This is a genomic window from Pseudoclavibacter sp. CFCC 14310, assembly GCF_008831165.1.
Taxonomy (GTDB): domain Bacteria; phylum Actinomycetota; class Actinomycetes; order Actinomycetales; family Microbacteriaceae; genus Pseudoclavibacter_A.
Window position 1 is genome coordinate 166,927 of sequence record NZ_WBKC01000002.1, and the last position, 17,982, is coordinate 184,908.

The following is a 17,982-nucleotide window of genomic DNA, read 5'->3' on the forward strand; positions in this document are numbered from 1 at the left end:
CATGCCCGACGGACTGCTCATCACTGGTGTGGGGGAGACCTCTGGAAAGTCGCTGGTCACCATCGGGCTGCTGCGCCAGGCTGCTGCTCGGTACGCTCGTATCGGGTTTCTGCGGCCGATCACATCTGCTGACAAACCGACCGAGTCGCGCATCGTCCAGCTGGCCGAACGGCTGCTTCCCGAAGGCGCCCTGACCGCTGTCTCGGTGATGACCGCCGCGCATGCCGAAGAGCTGGTGGCCGACGATCGCACAGACGAGCTCATCGCCGAATGCCTCGGCGCCTTCGAGAGGCTCGCCGCCGAAGTCGACTTCGTCATCATCGAGGGCACCAACGCCATCACCGTGCCCGTGCACGGTGAGCCAGACGTGAACGTCGCTCTGGCGCGGCACCTCGACGTGCCGCTGCTTGCGGTCGTCGACGGCTTCGGGCGCAACGCCGCTCGTGTCGCCGCCGCGGTCTCGCTCACCCGGCAGCGACTTCGCCAGGCGCGTTCCACCCTGATGTGCATCGTGGTCAACCGCGTCTCACCCGAGGTCATCGACGAGGCCCGCACCCTGATTCCCTCGGGGTCGCTCGGGCGCCCCGTCTACCTGCTGCCCTATGTCGAGAGCCTCTCGTGGCCGAGTGTCGAAGAGACGGCGGAAGCCATCGAGGCGCTGCGCATCGGCACCAATGGCGACGCCGATCATCTGGTGCGTCGCATCACGGTGGCAGCGATGGAGGCCGAGCACGCGCTCTCCGTCATCGGCTCGGGAGCGCTCGTCGTCGTGCCCGGTGACCGCGTCGAGCTCATCGAAGCGGTGCTCCAGGCCGCCCTCGCCCCAGAGGCCGTGATCATCAGCGGTGACTTCGACATCTCCGAGCGCCTGCAGCGCGTCGTCGCCGCGGGCAGCATCCCCGTCTACGGCAAACGCGCCGACACCTTCGCCGTCGCACAGGCCGCCAGTCGGGTTCGCGGCGAGATCGGTGCAGGCAACCCGACCCGCACTCGGCAGGCGCTGAAGACTTGGGACGAGCACGCCGACGGCGCCGAGATCCTCTCGCGTTTCGAGTTGTCCCTGCGCGACGTGACCACCCCCGAGCGCTTCGCCTACGAGCTCGCCCGTCGAGCCCGTGCGGCTCACGCTCGAATCGTGCTTCCCGAGGGAGGCGACCCGCGCATCCTCACGGCAGCAGCAGAGATCGCGAAGCAGGGTCTCGTCGATCTCGTGCTCTTGGGCGACCCTGACGAGGTGGCGAAGCTGGCGCGTCTGCACGGGGCGAGTCTCGATGGCATCGAGATCATCGACATCGATCAGTCCCCTCTGCTCGACGAATTCGCACAGACCTACCAGCAGCTGCGCGCCCACAAAGGGGTGACGCTCGAACAGGCGGCACAGCAAGTCCGCGACCCCAGCTTCTTCGGCACCCTGCTGGTGCACTCGGGGCAGGCCGACGGAATGGTCTCGGGCGCGATGCACACGACCGCCGACACGATCCGTCCCGCCTTCCAGATCATCAAGACCCGGCCCGGCGTCCGCGAGGTCTCGTCAGTGTTCCTCATGTGCCTGCCCGATCGGGTGCTGGTCTATGGCGACTGCGCCGTGATTCCGAACCCGACGCCCCAAGAGCTCGCCGGCATCGCCGTGGCCAGCGCCCAGACGGCGGCCGCCTTCGGCATCGAACCTCGGGTGGCGATGCTGTCGTACTCGACCGGAACCTCAGGACACGGCTCCTCGGTCGACGCCGTGCGCGAGGCCACCGAGCTGGCTCGCGCGGCCGCACCCGAACTGCCGGTTGAAGGGCCGATCCAGTACGACGCCGCCAGCAACCTGAAGATCGCGGCTGGCAAACTGCCCGACTCGCCGGTCGCCGGGCGCGCGACGGTCTACGTGTTCCCCGATCTGAACACGGGCAACAACACGTACAAAGCGGTGCAGCAGTCGAGCGGTGCGATCGCCATCGGGCCGGTGCTGCAGGGGCTGCGCAGGCCCGTCAACGATCTGTCCCGCGGCTGCACCGTCGATGACGTGGTCAACACCATTCTGGTGACGGCCGTACAGGCGGGGGCCACGAAAGCCGCCGAGACGCAGAAAGAGGACAACGCATGAGCATGCTGCTGGTGAACGCGGGTTCGTCGAGCCTGAAGCTGAGCGTCGCCGATCAGGACGAAGTCGTCTACAACCGCACGGTTGCGACGCCGCCGGCCGAGATCACCGACGAAGCGTGGGCCGAGCTGATCGCCGACTTCTCGTCGGTGAGCGGCGATATCGAGGTCGTCGTGCATCGCGTGGTGCACGGCGGTCGTCTCTTCGGTGAGGCCGCGATCGTCGACGACAAGGTGATGGCCGGCATCGAAGAGCTCACCGATCTGGCGCCGCTGCACCAGCCGCCGTCGGTGGCGACTCTAGAACGGCTGCGTGCGCTGCTGCCGGAGGCGACGCAGATCGCCTGTTTCGACACTGCGTTCCACGCCAGAATGCCCGCCGAGGCCTATACCTACGCGATTCCTCGTGAGTGGCGCGAGGGGCTCGGGGTGCGCCGGTTCGGCTTCCACGGTCTTGCACACGAGTACAACGTGCGCGAAGCCGCACGCATTCTCGATCAGGATCTCTCCGAGCTGCACATCGTCAGCGCCCACTTGGGCTCGGGTGCCTCCCTGACGGCGGTGCGCGACGGACACAGCGTCGACACCACCATGGGCTTCACTCCGCTGGAGGGTCTGGTCATGTCGACCCGTTCCGGCACGATCGACCCAGCGGTGTCGGCATGGCTCGTGGCGAACACCGGCCTGAGCGTTCGCGAGGTCATCTCGCGGCTTGAACGCCAGTCTGGTCTGCTCGGCCTCGCCGGTGACACGCACATGGGCAACATCGTGAACCGTGCGCATGCCGCCGAGCCTTCGGCACAGCTCGCGCTGGCCGTCTGGGCGCATCGTGCGGCAGGCATGATCGGGCAGATGACGATCGCTGCTGGTGGGCTCGACGCGCTCGTGTTCAGCGGCGGCATCGGCGAGAACTCGCCGGCTGCACGCGCACTCGTGCTCGAACGTCTGCGCCCGCTCGGCGTTCGCTTCGACGAGCGGCTCAACCGCCGCAACGAGATGAACAGCCAGATTCAGACCGAAGGCTCGTCGGCCGCGATCATCCTGGTCAAGACTCGCGAGGACGTGACGATGATCCGGCAGGCCGAGGCCCTCCTGTGGCAGCGCGATCACTGATCGCCTGCTGCGCGTAGCGCAGATAGGCCTCGGTGTTTCGCTCGCGATGAGCTCGGATGAAGGCCTCGACCTCGTCGGGCGAGGTCTTCTTCTCGAGCATCTGCAGCAGGTGCTCGTGCTCTTCGACCAACCCGTCGACACGCCCGGGCAGCAGGCCGAAGACGGCGCCTTTGACCGCGGCGGCCTTGGCCCAGCCCTCGTTGAGCGTCTGCATGAGGTAGCGGTTGGGGCAGTCGCGGTAGAGCACGCGGTGAAAGAGCGTGCTGAACCGGTTGGCCTCGGCGAAGCGTGACGCCTTGAGCGCCTCGATCAGATGGCGGTTGTAGAAGCGGGCCTCGTCGATGGTCTGCTGCCGGATGTGCGGAACGGTCTGTGCGACGGCAGCGCCTTCGAGCACCGAGAGCGTCGACATCATGTGCCGGTACTCCTGCGGCCGGAAGTCGGTCACCTGTGCACCGACGTTGTGAGCGAATGTGACCAGGCCCTCTGACTCGAGCAGCCGGATCGCCTCACGAACCGGAACCGGAGACATCTTGAGCTCACGAGCCAGCTGCGAGATGACGAGACGCTGGCCTGACTGCAGTCTGCCTGCGGCGATCGATCGCTTGATGGCGTCGCGCGCCTGCAACGCCTTGCTGTTCGTCTGCTGCTCGGTCATCGTGTTCTCCCTCAGGATCCCGCGTCAGTCGCAGTCCTCGATGACTGCCGTGATCATAATAGGACAGTCCCGAGAAAATGCCCGTCGGCAGGCCGCAGACCCACGGAATCACCGGCCCCGACCAGAGCGGCCCACGTCGGTCTGACAGGCGCACGTCGTCGGCTGCGGGTACAATCTCTGCCGTGCACCCCCCAATCGACTTCGGCAACGCGTCTGCCCGCGATCTGCCCCCGGCCTACCCGCGCCGTGCGGCACGAGGCACCGCGAGTCGACTGCGCGCCTGGCAGGCTGAGGCTCTTGAGCGGTACTTCGCCGAACAGCCCAGAGACTTTCTCGCCGCAGCGACCCCTGGAGCCGGCAAGACCACCTTCGCACTGCAGCTGGCTGCAGGACTGCTCGATCAGGGGACCGTCGATCGTGTGCTGGTCGTCGCGCCCACCGAGCATCTGAAGCGCCAATGGGCCGAGGCCGCCGAGCGAGCGCTCATTCGCCTCGACCCGAACTTTCGCAACGCCGATCGCGTCTTCGGCTCGCACTACGTGGGTGTGACGGCAACCTATGCACAGGTCGCCGCCAACGTCGAGGTGCACAAGGCGCTCGCCGAGGCGAAGCGCACCCTGGTGATTCTCGACGAGGTTCATCACGGCGGTGACGCACTGAGCTGGGGCGACGCCATTCGCGAGGCCTACGCGCACGCCACACGGCGTGTCTGTCTGACTGGTACGCCGTTCCGCTCTGACGAAGCGCAGATCCCCTTCGTCACCTACGAGCCGCAGCCCGACGGCTCGAAGATCTCACGCGCCGACTACACCTACGGTTACGGCCGCGCCCTGCACGACGGCGTGGTGCGCCCGGTGATCTTCCTGACCTACGCCGGCAACATGCGCTGGCGCTCCCGCAGCGGTGACGAGATGAGCGCCGATCTGGGCGCACCGGCGACCAAAGACATCATCGCCCAGGCCTGGCGCACGGCGCTCGACCCGCGCAGCGACTGGATCGGCTCGGTGCTGCGTGCCGCGGATGCTCGGCTCACGCAGGTGCGTCGGGGAGTGCCCGACGCCGGCGGGCTCGTGATCGCGACCGACCAGACGCAGGCTCGGGCCTACGCCGGCATCCTCAAACAGATCACGGGGGAGTCGGCGACCATCGTGCTGAGCGACGAAGACGGCGCCAGCGATCGCATCGAAGAGTTCTCGGCAGGGCAGCAGCGCTGGATGGTCGCCGTGCGCATGGTGTCGGAAGGCGTGGACGTGCCTCGGCTGGCAGTCGGCGTCTACGCGACGAGTGCGAGTACGCCGCTCTTCTTCGCCCAGGTCGTCGGGCGATTCGTGCGAGCTCGCAAACGAGGCGAGACGGCCACCATCTTTCTGCCCAGCGTGCCCGGTCTGGTGGGTCTGGCACACGAGCTCGAGGTCGAGCGCGACCATGTCTTGGGGGGCCCGAAAGACCGGGACGACGACGGTCTCGAAGACTCGCTGCTCGAACAGGCGAACCAACGCGAGGCCGCATCCGACGATCTGCTCGACGGCGTCGACTTCGAGCCGCTCGAGGCACAGGCCGCCTTCGACCGCGTGCTCTTCGAAGGCGACGAGTTCGGGTCGGGCGCCGAAGCCGACAGCTTGGAAGAACAGGACTTCCTCGGTTTCCCCGGCCTGCTCGAACCCGACCAGGTGCGCTCGCTGCTGCGGTCTCACCAAGACGAGATCACGAAGCGCAAACAGCGCAGGGCGGCGGCGACGCCCGAGACCGAGGCCGCGTCGAACGAGCCGCTCTTCAAACAGCTGAAGGCCAAGCGGGCCGAACTGCACCAGGCGGTCTCGGTCTGGGCCCAGATCAGCGGCGAGTCGCACAGCAGCATTCACTCCAAGCTGCGGCGCATCAGCGGTGGCCCTGCGGTGCCGCAGGCAGACCTCGGGCAGCTGCAGAAGAGGCTGCAGACCGTTCGCGGCTGGATGCACCGCGGACGTCGCTGACGCGCAGCGCCGCTCTTCGCCATCCTGGCGCCGAACGTCGTGTCAGCACGGCGCAGAAGCACTCGATTCGAGCTGTGACAACGTCGATTCGTCTCGATTCGACACAGGTTAGGGTCGTCTACTTTGCACTTGTATACAAGCCGGAGTAACGTCTCCAACAGGTGTCGCCGACAGGTGTCGGAGACCGAAATTTCACTGGAGTGAAGAGGAACGCACATGACCGATACATTGGCCGTGCTGCAGAGCGACCCCACGGCACTGGCGCTGGCGCGCTGGCAGTTCGGGCTGACGACTCTGTACCACTACCTGTTCGTGCCGCTGACGATCGGGCTGATGCTCATCGTCGCGATTATTCAGACCGCTTGGGTGCGCACCGGCAAGGTGAAGTACCTGCAGCTGACGAAGCTCTTCGGCAAGATCTTCCTGATCAACTTCGCCATGGGCGTGGTGACGGGCATCGTCCAGGAGTTCCAGTTCGGGCTGAACTGGTCGGAGTACTCGCGCTTCGTCGGAGACATCTTCGGCGCCCCGCTGGCCATGGAGGGGCTCTTCGCCTTCTTCTTGGAGGCCACGTTCATCGGCGTCTGGATCTTCGGCTGGAACAAGGTGTCGAAGGGCGTGCACCTCGCGTCGGCGTGGCTGACGTCGATCGCGACCATCCTCTCGGCCTACTTCATCATCGCCGCCAACTCGTTCATGCAGAACCCGGTGGGCTACGAACTGAATCCGAACCGTGGGCGCGCAGAGCTGACCGACATCGGCCAGGTGCTCACGAACCCGGTTGCGGTTTCGGCGTTTCCGCACGCCATCACGGGCGCAGTCGTGTTCGCCGGTGCAGTGATCGTAGCCGTGAGCGCCTACCACCTGCGGCGCAATCAGCATGTCGAGACGATGCGCACCGGCCTCAAGATCGGTGCCTGGTCGGTGCTCGCGGGCTTCGCGGGCGTCTTCCTGAGCGGCGACCAGCTCGGCCTGGCCATGGTGCACACCCAGCCCATGAAGATGGCGGCTGCCGAAGCGATGTTCGAGACGAGCACTGGCGCAGACGCCTCATTCTCCGTCTTCACCCTCGGCACGCCCGACGGCCACAGCGAGCTCTTCTCTCTGCGCATTCCCTATCTGCTGTCGTTCCTCTCGACGCACACGTTCAACGGCACTGTCGAGGGGCTGACCGATCTGCAGGCGAAGTACACCCAGCAGTTCTGCACGGATGCGTTGAACCCTGCACTGACGTGCCCGACTGATGGGTCGTTCATGCCGGTGCTCTGGATCACCTACTGGAGCTTCCGCTGGATGATCGGTCTGGGAGCGTTCAGCGCGCTGATCGCTCTGGTCGCGCTGTGGATCACACGCAAGAAGAGCCGGATCACGGTGCCCGACTGGTTCTGGCGTGTCGCGATCTGGGCCGCTCCGGTGCCTCTGCTCGCCAACCTCGTCGGCTGGGTCTTCACCGAGATGGGTCGACAGCCCTGGATCGTGTTCGGCCTGATGACCACCGAACGTGCGGTCTCGCCGAACGTGCCGGCGTGGTCGGTCGGCCTGTCGCTGGCCCTCTTCACCTTGGTCTACGGAGCACTGGCAGTCGTTGAGTTCAAACTCATCAAGAAGGCGGCTCAGGCCGGTCCGCCAGAGTTCGACGCAGACCACAGCGGAGATGAGACCGCAGAGGTCGATCCCCACAAACTGGCGATCACGTACTAGTAATGGAGATTTGATCAAATGACTCTCGAAATTTTCTGGTTCTTCATCGTCGGGGTGCTGTTCGTCGGCTACTTCGTGCTCGACGGCTTCGACTTCGGCGTGGGCATGTCGCTGCCCTTCCTCGGCAAGAACGACACCGAGCGCCGCCAGATTATCAACACGATCGGCCCGGTCTGGGATCTCAACGAGACCTGGGTGATCGTGGCTGGCGCCTGCCTGTTCGCCGCCTTCCCCGAGTGGTACTCCACCCTCTTCAGCGGTGCCTACCTGGCACTGGTGCTGATTCTGATCGCGTTGATCTTCCGAGGCGTCTCGTTCGAGTACCGCCACCAGGGCCACCACGAGAACTGGAGCAAGTGGTTCGACTGGTTCATCGTGATCGGCTCTGCCGTTCCCGCCCTGCTGTGGGGTGTGGCGGTGGCCAACATCGTCAACGGTCTGCCGATTCTGAAGGTCGAGCACTCGTTCATCTATCAGGGCACACTGCTGACGCTGCTCAACCCGTACGCACTGCTGGGCGGTCTGACCACGCTGCTGCTGTTCTTCACGCACGGAGTGCAGTTCGTCGGGCTGAAGACCGACGGCAAGGTCAAGGCACGCGCCCATCGGCTGGGTCGCTCACTCGGCCTGATCACCATCGTCGTCGCGGCGCTCTTCCTGCTGTGGACCAACATCGCGCACTTCTCGCCGCTGGTGCTCGTGCTCTCGCTGCTCGCCGCTGTGACGCTGATCATCAGCTACTGGTGCAACTGGATCGAGCGTGACGGCCTCGGCTTCACCTTCACCGCTCTGACCGTCGTCTTCGCGGTGCTGGCGCTGTGGATGGTGCTGTTCACGAGCTACCCCGAGCACATGGTGATGCCGAGCACCTACGGTCTCGAGAACAGCCTGACGCTCACGAACGCCTCGAGCTCGACGAACACACTGTCGTTCATGACCTGGGTGGCGGCATTCGCTCTGCCGGTCGTGCTGCTCTACCAGGGCTGGACCTACTGGGTGTTCCGCAAGCGCGTTCGCCGCGTCGACATCGAGCAGGCGGCCGTGGCGCACTGACACCCCAGCTGCCGGAACGAACCGCTCCAATCGTCTGCACGACTACACTGTTGTGGCAGGCGAGGGGAGCGGTTCTTCCGTCTGCAGGACGCAGCCACCTGGGGCGTGGGGCTGCGCAGAGATCTTCGAACACGAGGTGAACCATCAAACCCATCGACCCCCGGCTGCTGCGCCGGGCAACGGCCGCCCGAGGCTATCTGCTCGTCAGCGGGCTCATCGGTCTGCTGCAGATCGCCTGCATTCTGGTCTTCTCATGGGCGGTGGCACAATGCGTGGCCGGTGCGCTCATGCAGCATCTGACCTGGAACGAGAGCCTGCACCTGGTCGCACTCGCCGCGGCCGCCCAGGCGATTCGAGCCCTGCTGGCATACGCGTGGAACGTCTCTTCAGAGTTCGCCGCGGCAAAGGTCAAAGCCCAGCTGCGTGAGCAGATGGCTGAGCGGTTCGCGGCACTGGGCCCCGCCTGGCTCGCCAGCCGCTCTGCTCCGCAGCTCACGACCGTCTATGGGCGTGGTCTGGACGCGCTCGACGGCTACTTCTCGAAGTTCCTTCCGCAGCTGGTGCTCACGGTCATCTCGGTGCCGGTCTTCCTGTTCGTGCTCTGGCGCGAAGACCTGCCGTCTGCGATCACAGTGGGCGTCACCCTCCCGCTGATCCCGATCTTCATGATCCTGATCGGCTGGTACACCCAGCGGGTGCAGAACTCCGAATGGGAGGCCTCACGAACACTCTCTGGTCACTTCGTCGACGTCGTCACCGGTCTCTCCACGCTCAAAGTCTTCGGGCGGCAGTGGCACCAGCGTGACGTGATCTCGACCGTGACCGACCACTACCGCCAGCGCACCATGCGCGTGCTGGGCATCTCGTTCATGTCGGGCTTCGTGCTGGAGCTCGCGTCGACCCTGGCGGTCGCACTCGTCGCCGTGTCGATCGGCACACGTCTCATCGGCGGCGAGATCGATCTCTACACCGGTCTCTTCGTCCTGCTGATCGCACCAGAGGCCTTCTCTCCGCTTCGCCTCGTGGGCTCGCATTACCACGCGGCCACCGAGGGCATCTCGGCCGCCGACGACGCGCTGAGCGTGCTCGACGAGCCAGATTCTCGGCCTGGCGCGCACCCGGCCGCCCCGATCCGCAGCGCCAGGAGCGACGCGACCACGGCATCCGCAGAGTCACCGTCGAGCCTCAGACCCGCAGACCTGCGACTCGAAGACATCTGCGTCTCGAGAGGCGATGTCAGGCTGCAGACGGTCACGCTGCGCGCCGAGGCAGGCCGGCTCACCGTGATCAGCGGCCCGTCAGGAGCCGGTAAGAGCAGCATCTTCGCGGCGCTGCTCGGCTTCGCGCCGGCGACGGGTCAGGTGATCTGGCAGGGCGAACGCATCGACCTCGAACGAGACGCGCCGCTGCGGCCCGTCATCGCCTGGAGCGGACAGCGCACTGATCTCTTTCCGGGAACGATCGCGAGCAACGTCGCCCTCGGGCTCAACTCGGGCGACCACGTCGATGCCGATCTGCTGCGGCGCTGCCTGAGGCTGGCCGGCGCGGGTCGGCTCGATCTCGACCAGGTGATCGACCCTGTCGGCGGAGGCATCTCGGGCGGGCAGGCCCAACGCGTCTGCATCGCGCGCGCCTACTACCGCGCCTTCTCGCACGACTGCCGCATCGTGCTGCTCGACGAGCCGACGAGTGCCGTCGACGAGCAGACCGAACGCGAGATGATCGCCGGTATGCGCACCATGGCGCAAGACGGGCGCGTGGTCGTCGTCATCAGTCATCGTCCGCGTGTCATCGCTGCGGCGGATGCTCGCGTGTCGATCGCCGCGCAGCCGACGGGCCGCGCAGGCGGTGCGGTGGCGAGCGCATCCTCGGCGTCGCGTGACGAAAGAGACGGAGTGGTCGCATGAATCGTGGCAGGACTCTGCTGCCGGCACCCGGCGTCGACGAGCGGCTCGCCAGACTCGCCACCCCAGACCCGAAGCGCTTCTGGGCAGGTGTGCTGTTCGGCGTGCTGAGCGCCGCGGCCGCCATCGGGCTGACCTGGGCCAGCGCCTACCTCATCTCGGCGAGTGCGCTGCGCCCGCCCATCCTCACGCTGATGGCGATCATCGTGAGCGTTCGAGTCTTCGCGCTGGGACGCGCATCGTTCCGTTACATCGAGCGTCTGCTCAGCCACGACGCCGCGTTCCGAATGCTCGGGCGACTGCGCGTCGGCGTGTTCGAGCGACTGATACCGGGTGCGCCTGCGAACCTCTCGCATCTGGGCCGCGGCGACCTGATGAGCCGGTTCGTGTCGGACATCGACGATCTGCAGGATCTTCCCCTGCGCGTCTGGCAGCCGCTGCTCACTTCGCTGCTGGTGAGTGCCGTCACGACCGCGCTGCTCGCACTGATCTCTCCGATGGCGGGTCTCGTGCTCGCGCTGAGCCTGATCGGCGCCGCGGTGTTGGGCGGCGTGCTGCCTGAGCGGGCGACCTCGGCTCGCACCCGAGACGCGGCGCCGGTGCGTGCCGCGCAGAACGAGCACATGCTGCGCATGCTCGAGTCGATGGACGTGCTGACGGCCTATGACGCGCTCCCGCAGGCTCAACGCGAGGCTCAGAGTCTGGCGCGGCGGCAGTCGGTGATCGACCGCTCGCGTGCCGCCACACAGGGGCTCGTCGATCTGTGCCTGACCGGATTCACCGGCATCGCCGTGATCGGCGCGATCTGGGCGGGCGGCACCGATCTGCAGGCCGGAGCCTTTCCCGGCAGCTGGCTGGCGGTGCTGGTGCTGGTGCCGATGACGATCTTCGACGTCTTCTCGCAGGTGCCGACCGCCATGACGGCGATCGAGAAGGTGCGTGTGGCCTCGCACCGCATCGGTGCGGTCATCGACGACGGCAGGCGGCTCAACGGCGGGGCCGACGATGCCGGTTCCGGCGCGGGTGCAGACGGGGATGCCGGAGCCGAGCCCGCACCGCAGGCAGACGAGCGAGCATCCGCATTCGCGTCACTGCAGCTGCGAGACGTCAGCATCGGCTGGCCGGGAGCCGCGATCATCGCAGAGGGCATCGACCTCGACCTGAGGCCTGGCCGCCGTGTGCTCATCACCGGTGCGAGCGGTGCAGGCAAGAGCACGCTCGCTGCCACACTGGTGCGCTTTCTCGACCATCGCTCCGGAGGGTATGCGATCGATGCGCAAGATGTGCGCGACCTCGGCGGCGACCGCGTCCGTCGCGTCGTCGGTCTCTGCGAGCAGCGACCGCACCTGTTCGCGTCGACGGTGCGCGCCAACCTGCTGCTGGCGCAGCCCGAAGCCGAAGACGACCTGTTGCTCGCGGTTCTGCGCCGTGTGGGACTCAATGACCTGATCGAGTCACGCGAGGGTCTCGACACGGTGGTCGGAGAGAACGGACAGCTGCTGTCGGGCGGGCAGGTGCAGCGCCTCGCATTGGCACGGGCTCTGCTCGCAGAGTTCCCGGTGATCGTCTTCGACGAGCCCACGGCCAACGTCGACCCGGAGCTCGCAGACGAGCTGCTCGTCGATCTGCTCGCCATCGCTGGAACGCACGGCAGCACGAGAGACGGTCAGGCTGCCGCGGTCGTGCTGATGAGTCACGATCGGGTTCCCTCGGCGCTGGTCGACGAACATCTGCATCTGGCCGACGGGCGGCTCACGCGGGTCGACGCGGTCGAACAGGCGTGATCGAGTAACCTTGAGGCGGTCTGCCTCGTTTCCGACAGACCAGCGCGATCCATGAGAACAGGTGAAGAAGAGTTGAGCGACGAGACGGCAGAACAGCCAGAGTACGACTTTCGCAGACTGCAGCAGAAGTGGCAGCCCATCTGGGCCGAGCAGCGGCTGTTCGACGCCGAACGGGCGGTGACCGAGCATCCTGATCGACCGCGCAAGTACGTGCTCGACATGTTCCCCTACCCGTCGGGCGATCTGCACATGGGCCATGCCGAGGCGTTCTGCTACGGCGACATCGCGGCGCGCTACTGGCGTCACCGCGGCTACAGCGTGCTGCATCCGATCGGCTGGGACTCGTTCGGCCTGCCCGCCGAAGACGCTGCGATCAAACGCGGCATCAACCCGCGCACCTGGACCTACGACAACATCGCCCAGCAGAAGCGCAGCTTCGAGACCTACGCGCCGAGCTTCGACTGGTCGCGTGAGCTGCACACCTCCGACCCGGAGTACTACCGCTGGAACCAGTGGCTCTTTCTGCAGATGTACGAGCGCGGGCTGGCGTATCGCAAAGACTCCTGGGTCAACTGGGATCCGGTCGACCAGACCGTGCTGGCCAACGAGCAGGTGCTCGCCGACGGCACCAGCGAACGCAGTGGCGCCATGGTCGAGAAGAAGAAGCTCACGCAGTGGTATCTGAAGATCACTGACTACGCCGATCGGCTTCTCGACGACCTGGATCGACTCGAGGGTCATTGGCCGGCCAAGGTGCTGCAGATGCAGCGCAACTGGATCGGACGCTCGTACGGTGCAGACATCGACTTCCGCATCGAGGGCCGCGAACAGCCGGTCACTGTGTTCAGCACACGGCCAGACACGCTCTATGGGGCCACCTTCATGGTGGTCGCGCCAGAGAGCGATCTCGCAGCGGAGCTCGTCTCGGCCGCCAGCCCCGAAGCACGAATGCGTTTTCAGGACTACCTCGAGCGCACCCAGCACGCCACGGAGATCGAACGGCAGGCATCTGACAGGCCGAAGACCGGCGTGTTCCTGGAACGCTATGCGGTGAACCCGGTCAACGGCGAACGTCTGCCCGTCTGGGCTGCCGACTACGTGCTGGCCGACTACGGTCATGGCGCCGTGATGGCCGTGCCCGCGCATGATCAGCGTGACCTCGACTTCGCCCGCGCGTACGATCTGCCGGTGCGGGTCGTGGTGAGCAGCGACGATGATGACCCCGCCGAGAGCGGTGTGGCCGTCACCGGCGACGGAGTGCTGACCAATTCGGGCCCGCTCGACGGCCTGCACAAGGACGAGGCGATCGCACAGGTCATCGAGAAGCTCGAGGCCGACGGCACCGGTCACGGCACGAAGACCTACCGGCTGCGCGACTGGCTGATCTCTCGCCAGCGCTACTGGGGCACGCCGATTCCCGTGCTGCACGCCGAAGACGGTTCGCTGGTGCCTGTGCCCGAGTCTGAGCTGCCCATCGAGCTGCCCGACACCGAGGGTCTCGACCTCAAGCCCAAGGGCACGTCGCCACTGGGCGCCGCCACCGACTGGGTGCACACGACGCTGCCCGGCACCGACGAGCCTGCGCTGCGCGACCCGGACACGATGGACACCTTTGTCGACAGCTCGTGGTACTACCTGCGCTTTCTCAGCGCGAACGATGCGACGCAGCCTTTCGACCCCGAACAGGCCCGCCAGTGGGCGCCGATCGACATCTATGTGGGCGGCGTCGAGCATGCGATCCTGCATCTGCTCTACTCACGGTTCATCACCAAGGTGCTGCACGACATGGGCTGGGTCGACTTCGACGAGCCCTTCACCTCGCTGATCAACCAGGGCATGGTGCTGCTCGACGGCTCGAAGATGTCGAAGTCGAAGGGCAACCTCGTCGAGTTCGCCTCCGAGCTGCGTGATCACGGCGCCGACGCGCTCCGTGTGACGCTCGCCTTCGCCGGGCCGGTCGAAGACGACATCGACTGGGCAGACGTCTCAGTGCAGGGCTCGGCGAAGTTCCTCGCTCGTGCCTGGCGCGTCGCTCGTGACGTGAGCAGCGCATCCGCCGCAGACGCCGCGGCTCTCAGCGACGGCGACCTGACCCTGCGGCAGGCCACGCACCATCTGCTGGCAGATGCGCCCGACCTGATCGAGGCGACGAAGTACAACGTGGTCGTGGCGCGTCTGATGGAGCTGGTGAACCTCGCCCGCAAGACGATCGATCGACCGCAGGGGCGTGGAGCCGCCGATCCCGCTGTGCGCGAGGCCGCTGAGGTGCTCGCACGCGTGCTCGACCTGTTCGCGCCCTATCTGGCCGCCGAGATGTGGCAGATGCTCGGGCATGAGGATGCCGTGGCGTTGTCGGTCTGGCCTGTGGCCGATCCGTCTCTGCTGGTTCGCCAGGAGGTCACGGCGGTCGTGCAGGTCAACGGCAAGGTGCGCGCCCGTCTTCAGGTCTCGCCCGAGATCACCGAGGGCGAGCTGCAGGAGCTCGCACTGGCGAACGAGCACGTGCAGGAGCTGGTGGGCGACCGCAGCATCCGCCGTGTGATCGTGCGCGCGCCGAAGCTGGTCAACATCGTGGTCGGCTGAGTCCCAGCCGTCTGACGGCGACGTGCCCCGGTCGGGCGGCGGAGTGATCTTACCCGCTGCCCACCGGGGCACGCCTGTGTGCACAGAAGGTGTCGGCCGTCCAACCTGTGCACAGCGGTGCCCAAGGATGAGCGGGCAGATGGGCGATCGACCACAGTCGAGGCATGCCAGCTTCAGAGCATCCCACGACGTCGACCCGTTTTCTGCACGCTCGAGCCCTGATTCTGCTCACCGTGCTCGCCTTGGTCGTCTGCGTGCTGCTCTCGGCCTGTCAGGGCTCGAGGCATTCGGTCGTCGAAGCCGGTCAGAACACAGCGTCTGACGGGGGAGACCTCAACGCTGCCTCGGGTGCGCCAGGCGAAGCGAATCGCACGCCGGGCGGTGACGACGGCGTGCACGTGCATGTCACCGGCGCAGTACGTGCCCCGGGTCTGCATCGGCTCGATCCAGGGCTGCGCATCGCCGATGCCATCGAGAAGGCCGGCGGGTTTGCCGACGACGCCGACGTCGAGACGCTGAATCTCGCCCGTGTGCTGGTCGACGGCGAGCAGCTCGTCATTCCGCGTCGCGGCGAAGAGGCTCCTGCCGCATCGGCACCGAGCGGGTCCGCATCCGGATCGGCCGGCGCAGCATCCGGTGCGACCGCCGGCGGTGCGGGCAGCCAGATCAATCTGAACTCGGCGACGGCCGATCAGCTGCAGACGCTGCCTGGTGTGGGGCCCAGCACCGCGCAGAAGATCATCGACTCGCGGGCAGCCGAAGGCGCGTTCAGGTCGGTGGACGACCTGAACCGGGTGTCGGGCATCGGTGAGAAGACGCTCGAGAAGCTGCGCTCACGGGTGACCGTATGACGGGCAGGAGGCGTTCGCTGCTGGCCTCACCGCAGCTGATCGAATGGCGGCAGCTGGGCGAGGTGCGGGGTGACCGCCCCAGATGGCGCGCTGGAACGGCGCTGCTGGCAGTGCTCGGCGGGTGGATGCTCGCGTTGAGTCAGGGAGCCGGGGAGCCAGCCGCGCGCAGCGAGCTGCGGCGCAGTCTCGAACTCTTCGATCCCCACTGGGCAGAGCAGATGCGGGCTGCGTTCGGCCGCATTCTCGCAGACCTTGGCGGGCTGCTGCCGCTGAGCCCCGAGGTCACCGGCCTGATCGGAGGGGTCTCAGTCGGCGTGGTCGACGGGCTGCCCGAAACGACGGACGCGAACATGCTCGCCACCGGCCTCGCCCACATCACTGCGGTCAGCGGGTCGAATGTGGCGGTGCTCGTCGGCATGGTGCAGGGGCTGCTCGGGCTCATGCACACACCGAGACTCTGGCGCGGCGTGGGCGAGCTGGCCGGCATCTGGGGGTTCGTGCTGCTGGTGGGCGGCGAGGTCACCGTGCTGCGGGCGGCGGCCATGCTCACACTGGTCACGCTGCTGCGCCCGTGGCGCGGCGGCCGCGGCGTGGTCGGCATCTGCGTCGCCGTTGTGATCCTGCTGCTCTGGGAGCCGCAGCTTGCCGGCAGCGTCGCTTTCGGGCTGTCGGTGACGGCGACAGCTGGCCTGATGCTGTTCAGCGGACCGGTCGCCCGCTGGCTGTGTCGATGGATGCCCGAGGCGATCGCGAATCTGCTGGCGCCCAGTACGGCCGCACTGATGGCTTGTCAGCCGCTGCTCCTGCTGATCGACGGGCAGCCCGCGTCCGGTCACCAGCTGGCTGCGAATCTGCTGGCTCTGCCCGCAGTGCCTGCGGTGACGGTGCTCGGCGTGCTCAGCTGCCTCACGGCAGCGTGGGCACCGTGGCTCGCCGTCGTCTTCGCGCTGCTTGCGGCTCCCGGCGGGTGGTGGATCGGTCAGGTCGCGGCGCACTTCAGCTCGCACCCGTTCGGCGCGATTCCGTGGCTGTCCTGGCCAGCAGGCGGAATGGCGAGCGGGCTGCTGCTCGCACTCTTGACCGTCGGCACCCTGATCGGCTCCGGGCATGGGCCGACGTCAACTGCGTCTTCATCGACTGGCTCACGCCGATTGAGCATTCGCTCCTCAGACGAACGACGAGACCACGAACTGCACCGACCACGACGGCGCCGATCGCGACGGCATCGGCCACGACGGCATCGGCGGCGCCTGAACTGGCGGCGGCGCGTGCGGCTGGTCAGCTTTGGCGGCGCGCTGATGGTGACGACTGCGACTGTGGCGGTCACCGGCATCGGCCACGTGCTGTCGGCCAGTCGGCTGCCGGTGGGCACGCCGATACTGCAGTGCGATGTGGGGCAGGGCGACGGCCTGCTCGTGCAGGGCTCCGGCGCAACCGTGCTGATCGACACGGGCGAGTCTGAGCAGAAGATCACCGACTGCCTGCGCGGGGCGCAGGTCACCGCAATCGACGTCGTCGTGCTGACACACTCGGACGTCGACCATGCCGGAGCCACCGAAGCGGTCGCGAAAGTGGCTCAGGTCGACACTGTTCTGATCCCCGACGTCGTCGACGCGAAGCTGGATCGTGCGGCCGGGCGGCTGCAGGCTCGTCAGGTCGTGCGTGCCGGCCTCGGCGACGCCGGGAGCATACAGGCGGTCCCCGGTCTCGACGATGCACGCAGCTCGAAACAGCAGACACCGGCCGGGGCAGGCATCGCGTGGCGTGCCCTGCACCCCAAGAAGGCGGCGCCAGGTGCGACAGGGGGCCGACCTGTGAATGACCCGAACGCCAGCAGTCTCGCGATGCTGATCGATCTGCCAGATCTGCGCCTGCTGACGCTCGCCGATCTCAACGCAGACGGGCAGCGATCGGTCGCTCGCGAGCTGTCTGCGCTCGGTGTGCGAAGAATCGACGTGGTGAAAGTCGCCCATCACGGTTCCGCCGATCACTGGCCGGGCCTCTACCTCGAGCTGCGTCCCACCCTGGGTCTGATCTCCTGCGGGCGGGGCAACTCCTATGGGCATCCGACGTCCAAGCTCCTGGCCACGCTGCAGCGCAGCGGCACTGCTGTTCGCCGCACCGATCAGCACGGCCGCGTGGCAGTGAGCGCCGAGCCTCCCGACGTCGCGGAAGGCACGCGTGAGGCACCCTCTGCGCACGAATCGGCCAGAGGAGGTCAGCGGCTCGCGGTATGGTGTGAGCACGGCTGCTGAGCCGACACGACGTCGACCC

General features: G+C 66.8%; 11 protein-coding genes. 10 read left to right on the plus strand and 1 reads right to left on the minus strand.

Annotated elements, in window-relative coordinates; translation table 11 throughout:
* Window position 1 precedes the first annotated feature (1 nt).
* A complete protein-coding gene (gene pta / locus F8O06_RS04495; protein ID WP_158037720.1) occupies window positions 2–2,092 on the plus strand; it encodes a phosphate acetyltransferase in 2,091 nt (696 codons plus the stop codon).
* Window positions 2,089–3,201 carry an acetate/propionate family kinase gene (locus F8O06_RS04500; protein ID WP_158031214.1) on the plus strand — a complete coding sequence of 371 codons (1,113 nt, stop codon included), beginning with the start codon at window positions 2,089–2,091 and terminating at the stop codon, window positions 3,199–3,201. Before pta ends, F8O06_RS04500 begins: the two co-directional genes overlap by 4 nt.
* Here the strand turns inward: F8O06_RS04500 and F8O06_RS04505 are convergent.
* Window positions 3,134–3,859: a GntR family transcriptional regulator gene (locus tag F8O06_RS04505; protein WP_158037721.1), complete on the minus strand. Its 726-nt coding sequence runs from the start codon at window positions 3,857–3,859 to the stop codon at window positions 3,134–3,136. The two genes, F8O06_RS04500 and F8O06_RS04505, sit on opposite strands and share 68 nt — an antisense overlap.
* 77 nt (window positions 3,860–3,936) lie before the next feature.
* Here F8O06_RS04505 and F8O06_RS04510 point away from each other — a divergent pair, with 77 nt between their 5' ends.
* The 8 genes from F8O06_RS04510 to F8O06_RS04545 all read left to right on the plus strand — a co-directional run bounded on the left by F8O06_RS04510 (window position 3,937) and on the right by F8O06_RS04545 (window position 17,963).
* Entirely contained in the window at window positions 3,937–5,832 is a 1,896-nt protein-coding gene (locus tag F8O06_RS04510) for a DEAD/DEAH box helicase (RefSeq protein WP_158037722.1), read from the plus strand.
* Window positions 5,833–6,048: 216 nt separating this feature from the next.
* The gene (locus F8O06_RS04515; protein ID WP_192496664.1) at window positions 6,049–7,533 is read left to right on the plus strand and encodes a cytochrome ubiquinol oxidase subunit I; all 1,485 of its coding nucleotides are present in this window, start codon (window positions 6,049–6,051) and stop codon (window positions 7,531–7,533) included.
* An 18-nt stretch (window positions 7,534–7,551) separates the two neighbouring features.
* Window positions 7,552–8,586 carry a cytochrome d ubiquinol oxidase subunit II gene (cydB, locus tag F8O06_RS04520; protein WP_158037723.1) on the plus strand — a complete coding sequence of 345 codons (1,035 nt, stop codon included), beginning with the start codon at window positions 7,552–7,554 and terminating at the stop codon, window positions 8,584–8,586.
* Window positions 8,587–8,783: 197 nt separating this feature from the next.
* Complete coding sequence (gene cydD / locus F8O06_RS04525; RefSeq protein ID WP_225733437.1) at window positions 8,784–10,493, plus strand: thiol reductant ABC exporter subunit CydD; 1,710 nt, start codon at window positions 8,784–8,786, stop codon at window positions 10,491–10,493.
* Complete coding sequence (gene cydC / locus F8O06_RS04530) at window positions 10,490–12,274, plus strand: thiol reductant ABC exporter subunit CydC (RefSeq protein ID WP_158037725.1); 1,785 nt, start codon at window positions 10,490–10,492, stop codon at window positions 12,272–12,274. Before cydD ends, cydC begins: the two co-directional genes overlap by 4 nt.
* Window positions 12,275–12,325: 51 nt before the next feature.
* Window positions 12,326–14,857, plus strand: a complete 2,532-nt coding sequence (gene leuS, locus F8O06_RS04535; RefSeq protein WP_158037726.1) for a leucine--tRNA ligase — start codon at window positions 12,326–12,328, stop codon at window positions 14,855–14,857.
* 164 nt (window positions 14,858–15,021) lie between these two features.
* On the plus strand, window positions 15,022–15,708 hold the full coding sequence (locus F8O06_RS04540) for a helix-hairpin-helix domain-containing protein (RefSeq protein ID WP_158037727.1): 687 nt from the start codon (window positions 15,022–15,024) through the stop codon (window positions 15,706–15,708).
* Window positions 15,705–17,963 carry a ComEC/Rec2 family competence protein gene (locus tag F8O06_RS04545; RefSeq protein ID WP_158037728.1) on the plus strand — a complete coding sequence of 753 codons (2,259 nt, stop codon included), beginning with the start codon at window positions 15,705–15,707 and terminating at the stop codon, window positions 17,961–17,963. The genes F8O06_RS04540 and F8O06_RS04545 overlap by 4 nt, the downstream gene beginning before the upstream one ends.
* The last annotated feature ends 19 nt before the right edge of the window (window positions 17,964–17,982 follow it).